Annotated in this window: 14 protein-coding genes and 1 pseudogene; 11 read left to right on the plus strand and 4 right to left on the minus strand. The window is 45.6% G+C overall.

The annotated features are described in order from the left end of the window. From NI468_RS12745 to NI468_RS12770, 6 genes and pseudogenes are all read left to right on the plus strand, one after another. A pseudogene (locus NI468_RS12745) lies at positions 1 to 380 on the plus strand (DEAD/DEAH box helicase); the annotation flags it as partial. A 405-nt stretch (positions 381 to 785) separates the two neighbouring features. After that, on the plus strand, positions 786 to 1604 hold the full coding sequence (locus tag NI468_RS12750) for an ABC transporter ATP-binding protein (RefSeq protein WP_004645032.1): 819 nt from the start codon (positions 786 to 788) through the stop codon (positions 1602 to 1604). Then, positions 1601 to 2380: a lipid asymmetry maintenance ABC transporter permease subunit MlaE gene (gene mlaE, locus NI468_RS12755; RefSeq protein WP_005108586.1), complete on the plus strand. Its 780-nt coding sequence runs from the start codon at positions 1601 to 1603 to the stop codon at positions 2378 to 2380. The genes NI468_RS12750 and mlaE overlap by 4 nt, the downstream gene beginning before the upstream one ends. Next, entirely contained in the window at positions 2380 to 3057 is a 678-nt protein-coding gene (mlaD, locus tag NI468_RS12760; RefSeq protein WP_253102179.1) for an outer membrane lipid asymmetry maintenance protein MlaD, read from the plus strand. The genes mlaE and mlaD overlap by 1 nt, the downstream gene beginning before the upstream one ends. Before the next feature lie 18 nt (positions 3058 to 3075). Beyond that, the gene (locus NI468_RS12765) at positions 3076 to 3714 is read left to right on the plus strand and encodes an MlaC/ttg2D family ABC transporter substrate-binding protein (protein ID WP_253102181.1); all 639 of its coding nucleotides are present in this window, start codon (positions 3076 to 3078) and stop codon (positions 3712 to 3714) included. A 15-nt stretch (positions 3715 to 3729) separates the two neighbouring features. Next, entirely contained in the window at positions 3730 to 4020 is a 291-nt protein-coding gene (locus NI468_RS12770) for an STAS domain-containing protein (RefSeq protein WP_004281528.1), read from the plus strand. Positions 4021 to 4265: 245 nt separating this feature from the next. On the opposite strand, the gene NI468_RS12775 is transcribed toward NI468_RS12770, so the two are convergent. Next, complete coding sequence (locus NI468_RS12775) at positions 4266 to 5279, minus strand: CorA family divalent cation transporter (RefSeq protein ID WP_004732304.1); 1014 nt, start codon at positions 5277 to 5279, stop codon at positions 4266 to 4268. Positions 5280 to 5431: 152 nt separating this feature from the next. On the opposite strand from NI468_RS12775, the gene NI468_RS12780 reads away from it, so the two are divergent. Both NI468_RS12780 and NI468_RS12785 read left to right on the plus strand, forming a co-directional pair. After that, positions 5432 to 6022 (plus strand): LOG family protein, encoded by a 591-nt coding sequence (locus NI468_RS12780; protein ID WP_253102198.1) that lies wholly within the window; start codon positions 5432 to 5434, stop codon positions 6020 to 6022. A 30-nt stretch (positions 6023 to 6052) separates the two neighbouring features. Next, entirely contained in the window at positions 6053 to 6454 is a 402-nt protein-coding gene (locus NI468_RS12785; RefSeq protein WP_004732301.1) for an NUDIX hydrolase, read from the plus strand. 4 nt (positions 6455 to 6458) lie between these two features. On the opposite strand, the gene NI468_RS12790 is transcribed toward NI468_RS12785, so the two are convergent. After that, the gene (locus NI468_RS12790; protein ID WP_005101225.1) at positions 6459 to 7094 is read right to left on the minus strand and encodes a ComF family protein; all 636 of its coding nucleotides are present in this window, start codon (positions 7092 to 7094) and stop codon (positions 6459 to 6461) included. Beyond that, positions 7081 to 9126, minus strand: a complete 2046-nt coding sequence (gene recG, locus NI468_RS12795) for an ATP-dependent DNA helicase RecG (RefSeq protein ID WP_253102183.1) — start codon at positions 9124 to 9126, stop codon at positions 7081 to 7083. The genes NI468_RS12790 and recG overlap by 14 nt, the downstream gene beginning before the upstream one ends. A gap of 33 nt (positions 9127 to 9159) precedes the next feature. On the opposite strand from recG, the gene NI468_RS12800 reads away from it, so the two are divergent. Further along, a complete protein-coding gene (locus NI468_RS12800; RefSeq protein ID WP_253102185.1) occupies positions 9160 to 9972 on the plus strand; it encodes an NAD-dependent epimerase/dehydratase family protein in 813 nt (270 codons plus the stop codon). Positions 9973 to 10085: 113 nt separating this feature from the next. Here the strand turns inward: NI468_RS12800 and plsB are convergent, their stop codons facing one another. Further along, a complete protein-coding gene (plsB, locus tag NI468_RS12805; RefSeq protein WP_253102187.1) occupies positions 10086 to 12653 on the minus strand; it encodes a glycerol-3-phosphate 1-O-acyltransferase PlsB in 2568 nt (855 codons plus the stop codon). Between the two features lie 283 nt (positions 12654 to 12936). Here plsB and NI468_RS12810 point away from each other — a divergent pair, with 283 nt between their 5' ends. Together NI468_RS12810 and NI468_RS12815 are read left to right on the plus strand one after the other, a co-directional pair. Then, positions 12937 to 13809, plus strand: a complete 873-nt coding sequence (locus NI468_RS12810) for an acyl-CoA thioesterase (RefSeq protein WP_253102189.1) — start codon at positions 12937 to 12939, stop codon at positions 13807 to 13809. A 173-nt stretch (positions 13810 to 13982) separates the two neighbouring features. Further along, on the plus strand, positions 13983 to 15230 hold the full coding sequence (locus NI468_RS12815) for a dicarboxylate/amino acid:cation symporter (RefSeq protein WP_253102191.1): 1248 nt from the start codon (positions 13983 to 13985) through the stop codon (positions 15228 to 15230). Positions 15231 to 15296: the final 66 nt, after the last annotated feature.

Below are 15296 nucleotides of genomic sequence, written 5' to 3' on the forward strand. Positions count from 1 at the left end.
GTGAAGGCGGTTTCGGTGATCGTCCACAACGTTCGTTTGATGACCGTCCAAAGCGTGACTTCGGTGATCGTCCAGCTCCACGTCGTGAAGGTGGTTTTGGTGACCGTCCTCGCTCTAATGATGACAACCGTGGCAACCGTGTAGATTACAAACCAGCTCGTGAAGGCGGTTATGGCGATCGTCCAAAACGTGATTTTGGTGATCGTCCTGCTCCACGTCGTGAAGGCGGTTTCGGTGATCGTCCAGCGCGTTCATTCGGTGATGACCGTCCAAAGCGTGATTTCGGTGATCGTCCAGTACGTCGCAACTTTGATGACAAGCCACGTGGTGAACGTTCGTTCGGTGGTGAAGATCGTCCACGTCGTAAATTTAACGACTAATTCAGTCGCTAGATGAAGATAAAAAAACCGGTAGAAATACCGGTTTTTTTATGCATTGAGTTTTTTGCTTTTTAACGTAAAATGTCTACTAAATCATATTTTGTCAGGGTTATGATAATTATTAATATGAAAAGCTTAGCTCTTCGATCTCAATTGATAGAGGTGTATATGCCATATATCGCATTGACTTTGATTTTATGTAATATTATCTATTATTTATACAGTCTTTTTAATTAATCAATGTACCTGGCTCAAGCTTAAGTGCATATTTTTATTACAAAAAATACGAAATAATCCATTGTTGTCATTTTTTATGATATTAAACCACCTTTTTCAACTGCTAACATTTTGAACTTCGTTCCTTTATAGTATGCATGCTGAAAAAATGCAGGAATAAACTCAGCTATGAAAAATCAAACAGCGCGAGATACTCAATCTCTGATTGAAGTCAAGAATCTGAGCTTCAAGCGGGGTGAGCGCGTGATTTATGACGACGTGAGTTTAAATATTCGTCGTGGGCAGATTACCGCCATTATGGGACCATCCGGTACTGGTAAAACCACCTTATTAAGACTGATTGGTGGGCAGCTGGTTCCTGAGCACGGTCAGGTTTTATTGGACGGCAAGGATATTGCCACGATGTCACGTTCCGAACTTTTTTCAGCACGTGCACGGATGGGCATGCTGTTTCAGAGCGGTGCTTTGTTTACCGATATGAGCGTGTATGAAAATGTCGCATTTCCGATTCGAGCACATACTAAATTGCCGGAACATCTGATTAAGGAAATCGTGGCACTGAAGCTGGAATCAGTCGGTTTACGTGGTGCAGAACAGATGATGCCGTCTGAACTATCCGGTGGTATGAACCGACGCGTGGCTTTGGCCCGTGCGATTGCGCTGGATCCTGAGCTGATCATGTACGATGAACCCTTTGCCGGACAAGATCCGATTGTGATGGGCGTTTTGACTCGTCTGATCCGTTCATTACGTGAAGCACTGGACTTAACCACAATTATTGTCTCGCATGATGTTGCAGAAACTTTATCAATTGCAGACTACATCTATGTGGTGGCAGAAGGCAAAATTCAGGGCGAGGGCACACCGGCAGAGCTGAAAGCGCATCCGTCTGCTTTTGTACAGCAATTTCTGACCGGTTCGGTAGAAGGTCCAGTGGATTATCAGTTTAGTCATCAAGCTTATTTAAGTGATGAGGTTCGTTCATGAATGCAATTGCCGCATTAGGTAGACGCGTTATTGAACGTGTACAGGGGATTGGGGTCGCGACCCTGATGCTGTTGCAGATTTTATTTTCCATACCGACCTGGCTTGGCGTAAAGCTGTTTATTTATCAGATGTATCGGGTTGGGGTATTGTCCCTGCTGATTATTGTGGTTTCTGGCCTGTTTATTGGGTCTGTGCTTGGTTTGCAGATGTTTAGCATCTTGTCGACCTTTGGTAGTGAGTCGATGCTAGGAACAGCAGTCGCGCTGACCTTGCTGCGTGAACTAGCACCTGTGGTCGCTGCTTTGCTGTTTGCAGGACGTGCCGGTTCAGCCTTGACTGCGGAAATTGGCCTGATGAAAGCTACTGAACAATTGTCCAGTATGGAAATGATCGGTGTCGATCCATTGAAGCGGGTGATTTCGCCGCGTCTTTGGGCAGGGATTTTTAGCTTGCCAATGCTTTCCGTCATCTTTGCCGCAGTTGGCATTATGGGCGGTAAAATGGTCGGGGTAGATTTCCTGGGTGCCGATGAAGGCGCTTATTGGAGCGGCATGGAAAGCAGCGTGCAATTCTATAAAGATGTCTTGAATGGCACCATTATTAAAAGTTTTGTATTCGCATTAATTTGTACTTGGATTGCGGTGTACCAAGGCTATGCCTGTGTCCCGACATCGGAAGGTATTGCAACTTCTACAACGCGTACAGTCGTGTATTCTTCACTGTGCGTTTTAGGCTTTGACTTTGTGTTGACTGCGGTCATGTTCGGAGGTGTTTAATGAAATCACGTACTAGTGAGCTGGCCGTTGGTGTTTTTGTTATTTTGTTTGGTATTGCCTTATTTTTCCTGGCGATGCGTGTCAGTGGTCTGGTCGGACACAATATTTCCGACAGCTATAAAATGACAGCGACTTTTGAAAATGTAAATGGGATCAAGCCGCGTGCCAAAGTGGCATTGAGTGGTGTGAAAGTGGGGCAGGTGGATGACATTACCCTGGATCCAGTGACGCGTCTGGCAACCGTGCATATGACCCTGGATGGCTCATTGACCTCTTTTAATACTGAACAATTAAAACAAGTTCAGCAGGAAGCACTGGAAGAGTTACGTTATAGTTCGGACTATACTGCGGCTGCACCTGCGCAACAAAAAGACATGGAAAAACAACTGTTAGATAACATGAACTCCATCACCAATATTGATGAAGATGCTTATATTATGGTAGCGACCAATGGGTTGTTGGGTGAAAAATACCTGAAAATTATTCCAGGTGGTGGTCTGAACTATTTGAAACGCGGTGATCAGATTGCCAATACCCAAGGCACCATGGAAATTGAAGATTTAGTGACGAAATTCATTACTGGCGGTGCCGGTAAATCGTCGGATAGTCAAGAAACTGCCCCAGAACAGGCGACAGTTTCAGAATCGACTGATGCAGAACCTGTATTTGTTGAATAATAGATTGAGGAGATTTCAGTGAAGACTTTAGTAAAACAAACGCTTGCAGCAAGCATTCTTTCAACAATGATTGCTGGTACAGTGTTTGCTGCACCGTCTGAAGCACCACCTGTTTTTATTAAAAAAGTGGCAGATGGTTTGATTGAGCGCCTCAAAGCTGATAACGCAAAATTGCAGAACAATCCAGCGCTGGTAAAAGCGATTGTCCGCCAGAATCTGGATCCATACATTGATTCACAGTCTTTCACGCGTATTGTGATGGGGGCTTATGCGACGAACCAGTATAGTACTGCTGCACAGCGCGCGCAGTTTGAAAAGAATTTCCGTGAAACGCTCATTGAAAATTATGGTTCTGCATTTTCCAAGTTCAGCAATCAGACCTATAGCGTGCGTCCGTACAAGGCCAGCAATAGCAAAAATCCTGTTGTAACCATCGACTTTAATAATAAAGGCGAGAAAATTCCAGTGGCGTTCCAGCTGGTGGACAAAGGTTCACAATGGAAAATCCGCAACATCAACGTATCGGGTATCGATCTAGGTTTGCAATTCCGTAACCAGTTTGCTGCGACAGTCAAACGTAATGGCGGTAATATAGATAAAGCCATTGCTAACTTCAAACCGGATGCAGAAGCTGCAATCGACAAGAACAAGAAATAATCAGATAGGTGAGCCGTGATTGTATTCAAGGATCAGGAATTGCAGGTTTCAGGCAAGATTGACTATGCCAATGCGCAGGACTATTACCTAAATGGTCTGCGTGTGGTTCAGTCACAGAGCAAGTTTCCGCTTGTGGTTAATCTAGCTGGGCTTGAAAGTGGTAGTACTTTGGCTTTGGCAGTATTGGTGCGCTGGTTGCGCCAGACGCCTCAAGCGCAAGGACTACAGTTTAAAGCTGTCCCTGCTAAAATGATGAATATCATTCAGGCCTGTCATTTACAGGATGATTTACAGATCATTCAGTAAATAAAAAAAGCACCGAAAGGTGCTTTTTTTTTATTGTTGACACATTTTAAAAGTAAAGTCCTTCCTTTATCAAAAGGACGTTAGGAAGGATTAAAATATGACCTCACCCTAACCCTCTCCTAAAAGGAGAGGGAACTTCCTCTCTAAATTTATGGATAGAAATGATATTTTTAAAAACTACTATCTCAATAAATATTGGAAGTCCTCTCTCCCTATGGGAGAGAGTTAGAGAGAGGGTGAAGAAATTAAATCCACTTCTTCCATCTAAAGTAAATCAATGGCCCGATCAAAAAGCCGATCAAAATAATACTGACCATAATGAAGCTCATGGAGCCTTGTGCAAAAGGCAGAACTTCGGTATTCATCCCATAAATACTGGCAATGAGCATCGGTGGCGCAAGCATACTTGGCAGGATCGAGAATCGACGAATCGTATCGTTCTGTTCCGTGTTAATGAATCCGGACGTGGTGTCGAGCAGGAAGCGCACTTTCTGAAACAGGAAGGCATCATGTTCAACCAGCGAGCGGACATCTTCACTAAGTTCTCGGATATCCGCATCATAAATATGACTGCCCAAGGCGCGTGGACGAGACAGGAAAGTCAGAACACGACGTAAATCGATCAGACAGAGCTGCGCTTTACCAAGCATATCTTCCAGTTGAGCTAGCCGGGTAATCATGTCATCCAGATCGAGAATCTGCTCGCGATGGCGGTTATTCAACACTTCAGTTGAATATTTCTCTAAATCTTTATGTACATCTTCCAGAATGTCGGCCAGCTCATCCAGTTTGGCTTCGAGCAGGCCCAATAAAATCCAGGTCGGATCTTTATAATCGATTTCATAATCATTGCGGCGCGCACGGGCACGGAAGGCACGAAAGGCCACCAGCTTTTCGCCACGCAAGGTAAAAAGACGGTCCTTATGCAGAATGAATGCTACGGTTTGTACCGTCGCCAGCATGCTGGATTCATCTTCGTTTTCATTCTCGACCTGATAGTTTTTATTTTTGGTTAAAAAATAGGTGCTGATATGCAAAATACCGTCATCATCACGGTAAAATCGGGCACTAGAGGAGATATCTTCCAGCGATTTTAAGGTCGGTAAGTTTTGCGCATAGGCATCTAGAATCCATTGCTGCTCTTCTTGTGAAGGTGCAATCAGATCAAGCCATACTAAATCTGGATGCAGGTCGAAATCACCATTAATCGTGATATCTTCTAAGCTACCGCGCTCTGTGGCGTAAAAGGCTTCAAGCATGCTGTCTTTTCTCCCTGGCGCAGTATGTGAATTGGAATGGGTGTATTTTAGACAAGGAATTGAATAAAAACACTGATATTAAGCAGTTATTTTTGGAAAAAGCGCGCTTGCAGCGATTTCGTACAATATAGCGTCAATTGGAGAGTGAAATGATGAATTCTATTGCAATTTTTTGTGGTTCAGCACTGGGCTCGGATCCTCTCTATGCCCAGATTGCCGAAAAGGTTGGCCAAACCTTGGCAGCAAGGCATCAGACGCTGGTCTATGGCGGTGGTCGTTCTGGCTTGATGGGAATTATCGCTGATAGTGCTTTGGCTGCTGGTGGCAAGGTGATTGGCGTAATTCCAAGACAGCTGGTCAATCGTGAGCTGGCGCATCCGCATATTACCGAGCTATTTGTGGTCGATAATATGCATGAACGTAAAACCCGCATGTCGGAACTGGCACAGGGATTTATTGCCATTCCGGGTGGTGCTGGAACCCTGGAAGAAATTTTTGAACAATGGACCTGGGCACAGTTGGGAATTCATAAAAAGCCTTGTGCTTTTTTAAATGTAGATGGTTTTTACGATGATTTACTCAAATTTATCCATATGACGACTGAGAGAGGTTTTACCAAAGCGCGCTTTAGCGATGCTTTAATTGTGAGTGATAATCTGGATGATATTTTGCGCCAGTTTGAAAGTTATCAGCCGCCTGAAGCGAAATGGGGTATGGTCGATCAGACCGATCTTGTAAAATAAGCTGTCCACAGCATGATTTGTAGAAAATAAATGAAAGTGATTACGGTGGCTGCAGCCATTATTTTAAATGAAGCGCAGCAACTGCTGGTGGTTCGTAAAAAAGGGACGTCCTGCTTTATGCAGGTTGGTGGCAAGCTGGAGCCAAATGAAGCACCAGAAGCAACGATGTTGCGTGAAATTCAGGAAGAAATTGGCACACAGGCACAGATTCAGCAATTCATTGGGCGTTTTGAAACCCAGACGGCGAATGAACCAGATCATCAACTGGTGAGTTATGTCTATTGGGTAAGTCTGGATCAAGCACCAAAAATTGAAGCGGAAATTGCCGAAATGAAATGGGTCGATCTGGATGAAAAAGAGCTACGACTCGCACCCTTGACCACTGAAATTGTGATTCCTTGGGTGAAGTCGCAGTTACTCGCCCAAGCTTAAATTTTCAGATTTGAGCACCTGCCAGACAGGCTGCATAAACTTTTTGACAGCCCAGTTGTTCAAGTGTTTGGCTCAGTGCTCGAATCGAGCTGCCGGTCGTCACCACATCATCAATAATCAGCACCCGACGGTAACGCAGCTTGGAAATGGTACTGATCTGGAATTGTGATTGGATGTCTTCAATCCGCTCCAGCCGGCTTAGGCCCTTTTGCGAGTGTTGTTTCATTCGTCGAACAGGTTGCCAGATGGGTACATTCAACTGTTTTGCCACATGTTTGGCCAGCACTAGAGATTGATTATAACCGCGCTCAGCCAGACGCTCATTCGAGATCGGCATCGGTACTATCGCACTGACTTTAGGTAGGTCTAAACTTAACAGCACACCTGCCAGTAAATTTTGCAAATGCAGCTTCTGTTCATATTTAAACAGTTGAATCAGCCGGTCCATCGGGTAAGCATAGTCGCAGGCAATCTGGAACTGCATTTCCTGCCGTTGAATGGTTTGATGTGCCCAGGGTAATTGTCGCCAGCAATCTTCACAGACTGAATGAATGGACTGATGATCGGTCAGACAGAGCTGGCAGGGCTGTAAGCGGGTCAGCCAGGATTTTCCATGTTGCAGTAATTTAAACATAGGCATAGCGCGGTGCTTGCGGTAGCCAGCGTTGCAATAATGCTTCGGCTTGATCAGGATAATCCTTGAGCATCTGCTGGGCCACATAATGTGCCTGATTGAGCAGGTGATCATCACGTTCCAGTTTGGCCACACGGAAATTCATGTCGCCAGTCTGTTTGGTCCCGAGTAGTTCTCCCGGCCCACGCAATTCTAGGTCTTTCTCGGCAATCATAAAACCATCATTGGTTTCACGCATGATTCTTAAGCGTTCCTGACCATTTTGCGAGAGCGGATGTTTGTACAGTAGGGCACAGAAACTGGCTTTGGCGCCACGGCCGACCCGACCGCGTAGCTGATGCAGTTGAGATAAGCCCAGACGTTCAGCATTTTCAATCACCATAATGGATGCATTCGGAACGTCCACACCGACCTCAATTACGGTAGTGGCAATCAGCAGCTGTAATTCATCATTTTTAAACTGCTGCATTACCGCCTGTTTTTCATCTGCTTTCATCTTGCCATGTACCAGTCCGATATTCAGCGCAGGAAAGCGTTCCCGAATTTCAGCAAAAGTCGCTTCTGCGGCCTGAGCATCTAGGGTTTCGGACTGTTCGACCAGGGTGCAGACCCAATAGGCCTGCTTGCCTTCGGCACAGTTGCTGGCAATCCGTTGCAAGACTTCTTCGCGCCGGTCTAATGGAATGGTCACGGTCTGAATCGGGGTACGGCCCGGCGGCAGCTCGTCAATCACCGAGGTATCCAGATCACCATAGGCAGACATGGCCAGTGTGCGGGGAATCGGAGTCGCAGTCATCACCAGTTGATGCGGAGACATACCATCTAGCCTTTTATTTCTGAGTGCAAGGCGCTGATCCACACCAAAGCGGTGCTGTTCATCAATAATCACCAGACCCAGTTTGGCAAACTCGACATTTTCCTGAAACAGGGCATGCGTTCCGATCACCAGATGGGCGCTGCCATCCCGAATCATCTGTTCCGCTGCGGCGCGAGCTTTACCTTTTTGCTTGCCGGAAAGCCAGGCCACATTTAAGCCCAAAGGCTCAAACCAGCGTTTAAAATTCAGATAATGCTGCTCGGCCAGAATCTCGGTCGGTGCCATCAATGCAACTTGCCAGCCTTCTTCCAGTGCATGGCAAGCTGCGACACCAGCCACCAGGGTTTTACCCGCGCCGACATCGCCTTGCACCAGACGCAACATCGGTTTATTGCTTTTTAAATCCTGCACGATTTCTCTGGATACACGTTTTTGCGCACCGGTCATTTCAAAAGCCAGACTGGCTAAGAGCTGTTTGGCATAGGTTTTACTGGGCGCAAATGAAGGCGCTTCGACTTGCTGAATAAAGGCCCGACGTGTCAATAAACTGATCTGATGCGCTACCAGTTCTTCAAAGATCAGGCGCTGCTGTGCAGGATGTGAGCCTTGTGCTAGTTGCAGCATATTGGCATTGACTGGCGGGTGATGGATATATTCCAGTGCCTGTTTCAGTGCATAACCATTGCTAAATTTTGCTGGCAGTAGTTCAGGCAGATGGTCGCTGTATTGAGCCAAGGCCTGCTGAATATAATCCCGTATTTTGGGTTGGGTCAGGCCTTCAGTCGCAGGGTAAATCGCCGTGAGCTGGGTTTGAGGTAAAGGTGTGTCCTCAGTAATGACTTGCAGTTCGGGATGATACATTTCCAGACCGCGCGCACCGACCCGCACTTCACCAAAAATTCTTAAACGGTTACCCAGTTTGCAGCGGTCAGTAATACCTTTATAGATATGATAAAAACGTAAAGTAACCTTGCCAAAATCATCATCCAGCAGCACAGCCATAGATTTGCGTTTACCGGGTGGAAAATCTACACCTTTAACGATCCCTTCCAGCAGATAACTGCGTCCCACGCTCAATTGATTCATGGGAATGATCGTGCTACGGTCTTCATAGTCACGTGGTAGATGAAAAAGCAAATCATCAGTATTGAAGATATTTAGTTTTTCGAGTAATGAAGCGGCGGCATTGCCAACGCCTTGTAACTGATGGACTGCAGCCATGTCCCCTCAACCAGATTTGTGATTCGGTGCTCAATGCATATTTTATTTACCGGTTATGGTAAAACATCCCGACGTGTGGCTAAACAACTATTTGAGCAAGGTCATCAAATTAGCACAATTAGCCAGAGTCCCAAAACAGATTCATTCGCAACTCATCTGATTCAGGATGTGCATCAACTGGATTTAACAGCAGTTACACCGATTGACTGGGTCTATGTATTACTTAGTCCAAAACAAAGTACGGTTGAAGGCTATCAGCAAACTTATCTGGATTCGGTTCAACCTATTGTCTCTGCCTTGAAACAGCATCCGGTGAAACGGATTGTGGTGGTGTCATCGACACGAGTGTATGGGCAAAATTCCGGTGAAATCGTAGATGACGAAACTGAAATTCACCCGAATGATGCTCAGAGCAAAATCTTGCAGCAGATGGAGCAGGCTTATTTCACTGCTTATCCTGAGAAATGTACCATCATTCGTCCAAGTGGGATTTATGGAGCATCGGTAGAACGCCTACAAAAAATGGCCGCCTCGATGTTGAGATATCCGAATCTGCACTGGTCCAACCGGATTCACATTGAAGATTTATCACGTTTCTTATCACAGATGATTCACGTGGAACATCCTGAAAATTCTTATATTGTGACAAACAACGATCCAAAATTAATGCATGAAATATTGCAATGGTTCCAAAAGCAGATGGGGCTTCCTTTGCTTAAAGTAGAAAGTGAGCAGGTGACAGGTAAGAAGCTTTATGCGACCCGAATGCAGAAAATGGGATTTGAGTTAGAGCATCCAGATTGTTATGAGGATTATTGGGGGTTGATGAGGAAAAATAATTCTTAGCTCCTCCTTGTAAAAGAGGAATATTCTTCCCTTTCTCGAAGGGAGGTCAGGAGAAGGGCTTTTTAAATTACCTCTCCCTAACCCTCTCCTGAAAGGAGAGGGAATAAAAAGCCTTACTTCTTCTTCCGCTTCGCGCGTTTCTTGGCTTGTTCAGCCGCAACTGCATCCAAAGCTTCTTTCAGTTCTTCATCCGTAAAGTCGGTGATGTGATGCAGCATCTGCAACTTCACTTCATCCAGTACCAGATCTGCATACTGCGCCACATTGGTCAGCTGTTCATCAAAGACAATGGCATTGTCTTCATTGGTACACAGATAACCTTTTTGGGTTAAGACTTTAATAAAGCTTTGGAATAGGGCTTTGTCGAAGAACTCAGGTGAGTTGAATTCGTACAGTACAGACAGGCGCTGCCCAACCAGATAACTCAGCTCTTCCACCTGACGGGTCGAGATATTGCCTGAACCGCGCTGGGTAATCAGTGCCAAAGTCATATAGTAGCGTTCCAGACTTTGAGTCACGGGTGCAGCTAGAACCTCAAGCTGATGATGTGCTTCTGTATTTGGTGCAGGTGCAATCAGGTTTTCACCATCTTGTGTAATCAGTTTCGAGGCAATTAAGCTATCAATATGCGCATTCACCTGATCCTGAATCTCGTCTTCATGCCATTTTAAGAACAGTTCGGCTTTGAGGAACGGATATAGGGTGCTGCTGATATTGATCACATCATGACGGCGGATGGTGCCGTTATGTTCAGTCAGGGCTGCAATCAGGGATGGCAATATAAAAGTATGCACAATATTATTACGGAAGTAAGTTAGCAGAACCGCCTGATTATCCTCAATCGCAATAATATCTCCCAGTACATGCTTCACCCGTTTGATCAGTTTCAGCTTCATTGCATAGGCAATTATTTCTTTGCCTGACAGCGGTGTAACCTGCATGCGTTCATCATAAGGCAGGGCGGTGAGCAAGGTGCGATAGGTATCCAGCTGTTTGATACAGATTTCTTCATCCAGCGTATGTTTTGGCGTGGCCAGCAAGATTAAAGATAATAACGATACCGGATTGATCACGACTGCACTGTTAATATTTTCCAGAATAGCCTGTGCAGAGCTATTCACCGCGTCAGAAACCGCTTGTGGAACCGGATCATCGTTCTTTTCGATCTTGATATTTTCTGCACCATGCTGTTTCAGGATATCATCCAGAAATACCGGTTTACCAAAGTTCAGGTGCACCTTGCCAAAAATACGTTCAATCTTGCGCAGGGTTTTCAAAATACCAAAAATAGACTCGGCTTCTTTTGGCTTACCACTCATCTCACCGACATAGGTACCACCTTCCATTAGGCGTTCATAGCCGATATAGGTCGGTACAAATACAATCGGTTTGGACTTGCCACGTAAATGACCATGCACGGTCATTGCCAGCATCCCGGTTTTTGGCGGTAGCAAACGACCGGTACGTGAACGGCCACCTTCAATAAAATATTCTAGCGGGGTATTACGTGACAGGACGCTATACAGATATTCTTTAAACACCGTAGTATAGAGCGCGTTGCCGCGGAAAGTACGGCGAATAAAGAAAGCGCCACCACCACGTAAAATCTGACCGACAAAAGGCATATTGAGGTTATCGCCCGCAGCAATATACGGCACCATCAAGCCACGGCGATAGATCACATAAGACAATAATAAATAGTCAATGTGACTGCGGTGACATGGGGTATAGACAATTTCATAATCCTTGGCCAATTCACGCACGGTACTGAAATTATGGACTTCTACGCCGTCATAAAGCTGGGTCCATAAGCGGGTCAGCGCTTTATCGGCAAAACGTACAGTAGAATGAGAATAATCGGAAACGATTTCGTTCAGATAACCGATGGCACGACGTTCAGATTCCAGCATCGAGATTTTGCTACGAATACTGTCATTGCGAATCGCTGCCTGTACATCGGGTGATTTGATCAGACCGTGCATGACATTGCGACGGTCAGACAGATCCGGTCCAAGAATCACTTCGCGCTGACCATCCAGATAATCATTTAAAGTGCTGACAATATAAGTCGCCGGCGCTGAATTTGGATGCGTTTCTTTGGCATAGTCAATCATGGCACGTAACGACTGTGGCTCATGAAACTCTAAATAAGACTGACGACCATGCAGGCCGATATTGACCAGTTGCTTGACCCGGCTTGGTGTAGACCAGGTATCGGTAAACAGCAGTTTAAACCAGGAATCTTCTTTTTCCGGTTCGCGTCCCCAAAGCACGGTCACCGGTACCAGTTCGACATCCAGCTCAGGATGTTGCTCCAGGATTTCAATCAAGCGTAACAGGCGCGGTGGAAACGCATGTGGCGGTGAACTCAGCAGGTTGTTTTCATCATGATGTTGCAGAAACAGTACTGATGCTTTTTCTTTGTTGTTGCCGATCTGCATTGGATCAAGGGCAGCCGGTAATTTTAAACGGCGCGTTTCTGCATCGACCACCAGTGCATTACTGCGCGAATGGTTCTGTAAAACGTAGCAGACCAGCTTTCGCGAGTCTGTTGCAGTCTGATCAGATTCAGGCGCTGTCACTTCACTTGGTACTTCCCCAAGAACATGAGGGGTAACCACAAGATCAAGTAACTTACTTGAAAGCTTGCGATACATTTGACCAAAGCCATTCTTGGACATAGCTGCTCCTAATTTTACTGACCAAAACCACAGGACTTCTGAGGGGGATTTATTTTGCGGGTTTCTAAAGCGAAACCATATATCTTTTTTTAACAACTTCAACAGAAGTGCTTCAATTTTAGCGTGAAAGCAGGTGCTTTTCCTAGTCACTTATGACATCAGTATGACAGAACAGTCATGCAAACTTTAGAGTTTCGTTCTGATTTTGTGGCAGAATATTCCAGATTCGTTATTTAGATCTGTTTTTCCATTTTGGATATCTCCAATATTACGTAGGTTGCTTATGAATGCCTTAACACAGGAACTGGTCGAGCTGCTCAGCTTAGAAAAGTTAGAAGAAAACATTTTCCGGGGAATCAGCCGTAATCTGGTAGGCAAGCGCGTATTTGGCGGTCAGGTTTTGGGGCAGGCACTCCGCGCAGCCTCTTATACTACAGACCGTCCGGCGCATTCATTACATGCCTATTTCCTGTTTGGTGGTGATGTCAATGCACCCATTATTTATGAAGTAGAACGGATCCGTGACGGTAAAAGCTTTATCAGTCGCCAGGTTCGTGCAATTCAGCATGGCCGGACTATTTTCATGTGTATGGTGTCTTTTGCAGAGCCGGAAGAAGGTTTGAATTATCAGATTTCAGGGCCTGAATATCCGCCAGCAGAAAGCCTGAAAAATGAAGCAGAACTGATCAAACAAATGATCGAGTTTATTCCGGAAAATGTCCGTGCGTCTTTCACCCGTGATCGTCATGTGGAAATTCGCCCGGTCAATCCGCAAAATCCATTCCAGCCTCAACCTGAAGCACCGTCTTATGCGCACTATATCCGTACGCATGACCGTATTGCTGCAGAAGTTGATCAGATCTCTTTGCATCAGGCCATTGCTGCTTTCTATTCCGACTTTACCTTGATGACCACGGCGCTTCGTCCACATGGTCTGAGCTATATCTCGCCAAGTTTACAATGTGCCAGTATTGACCATGCCATGTACTTCCATAAACCGTTCCGTGCGGATGAGTGGATGCTTTACGATATGGATGCTACCCAAAGCGCCAGTTCGCGCGGCCTGAATTTTGGCCGGATGTGGCAGAACGGTGAGTTGGTCTGCAGTACCTCTCAGGAAGGCCTGATCCGCTTACGTGAAATCGAAACGCAATAATTTTTTCTTGTTTAAAAAGCCGAATCTCAGATTCGGTTTTTTTGTTTTTAAGCCGGGTGAAAAAGGCCATTTGATATCATGTCCTCACGCCGCGTTTATAAAATATTACTCGATTCTGTAGACACTGCATGGCATAGTGCGGCTTAAGATCAATATTAAAAATGCATGAAAAGATGAGCTTAAATACGCAAATTTTAATTGCCGCCGTATTGGGGGTGCTGTTTGGATTTCTATTGACGATATTTCCGCAGACCTCATTTTTTGATGTCAGCTTATATGGCATCGGTATCGTCAGCAGCATTTTTATTGGCTTGTTAAAAATGCTGTTAGTGCCGCTGATTTTTAGCTCGATCGTGGTCGGCGTATCCAATCTGCAGGCGGGTGGGCAGCTAAGCCGCACCTGGAAAATCACCCTGATGTGCTGTGTGACCACCACCACCTTGGCGCTCATTTTAGGTCTGGCGTGTGCGCATTTGTTTGATGTCGGTAAGGGTGTTGATGTGCTGATGTTCCAGGATGCCATGGCGCAACATCAAACGCCAGATACCCTGACACCTTCATCTTTCTTTACCAATTTTATTCAGAATACCCTGATCAATCCGTTTAAAGCTTTTGCCGATGGCAATGTCTTGGCGGTGGTAGTCTTTGCCTTATTTGTTGGTGTGGCACTGGTGGCAGGTGGGGATAAGTTTCGTACTGTGCGCAAGCTGAGTCACCAGTTTTTCGAAATCATGATGTTGATGATTGGCTGGGTGATGAAACTGGCACCGCTTGGTATTTTTGCCTTATTGGCTAAATTAATTGCCACTGAAGATGTTTCAGTCCTCAGTCGTCTGGCTGAATTCGCTGCGGTGGTTACCGGCACGACGATTTTTCATGGCATCGTGGTCTTGCCTTTATTGCTATGGGTTTTCGGCAAGATGGATCCGGTCACGTTCTTTAAAGGCACACGAGCTGCTCTGATTACTGCCTTTGCTACCAGTTCCAGTTCGGCCACCATGCCCTTGTCAATGAAATGCGCACAGGAAAATTTAGGAGTACGTCCACATACCGCAGGCTTTGTGATTCCACTTGGTACACAGTTGAATATGGATGGCACAGCACTGTATGAAGCGGCAGCAGCATTATTTATTGCCAATTTAATGGGACTGGATCTGAGTCTGGGGCAGCAACTGGTGGTCTGCGCGACTGCGATGATTGCATCCTTAGGTGCACCGGGGATTCCGAGTGCCGGTATGGTGACTATGATTATGGTCTTGCAATCGGTAGGTTTGCCTGCCGAGGCAATTGCCATTCTGTTGCCGATCGACCGTTTACTGGATACCGTACGTACAGTGGTGAATGTTCAGGGAGATATGATGATCAGCGTGGTGGTGGACCGGCATACGCGTGAACCCGATCTTCAAGCTACAGATAGCTAAAACATTTAAAAAAATAAAAAAGCAGGTATTTGACCTGCTTTTTTATTTGTACGTTGAGTTTTAATA

The organism is Acinetobacter lwoffii (genome assembly GCF_024129355.1).
Lineage (GTDB): Bacteria > Pseudomonadota > Gammaproteobacteria > Pseudomonadales > Moraxellaceae > Acinetobacter > Acinetobacter lwoffii_I.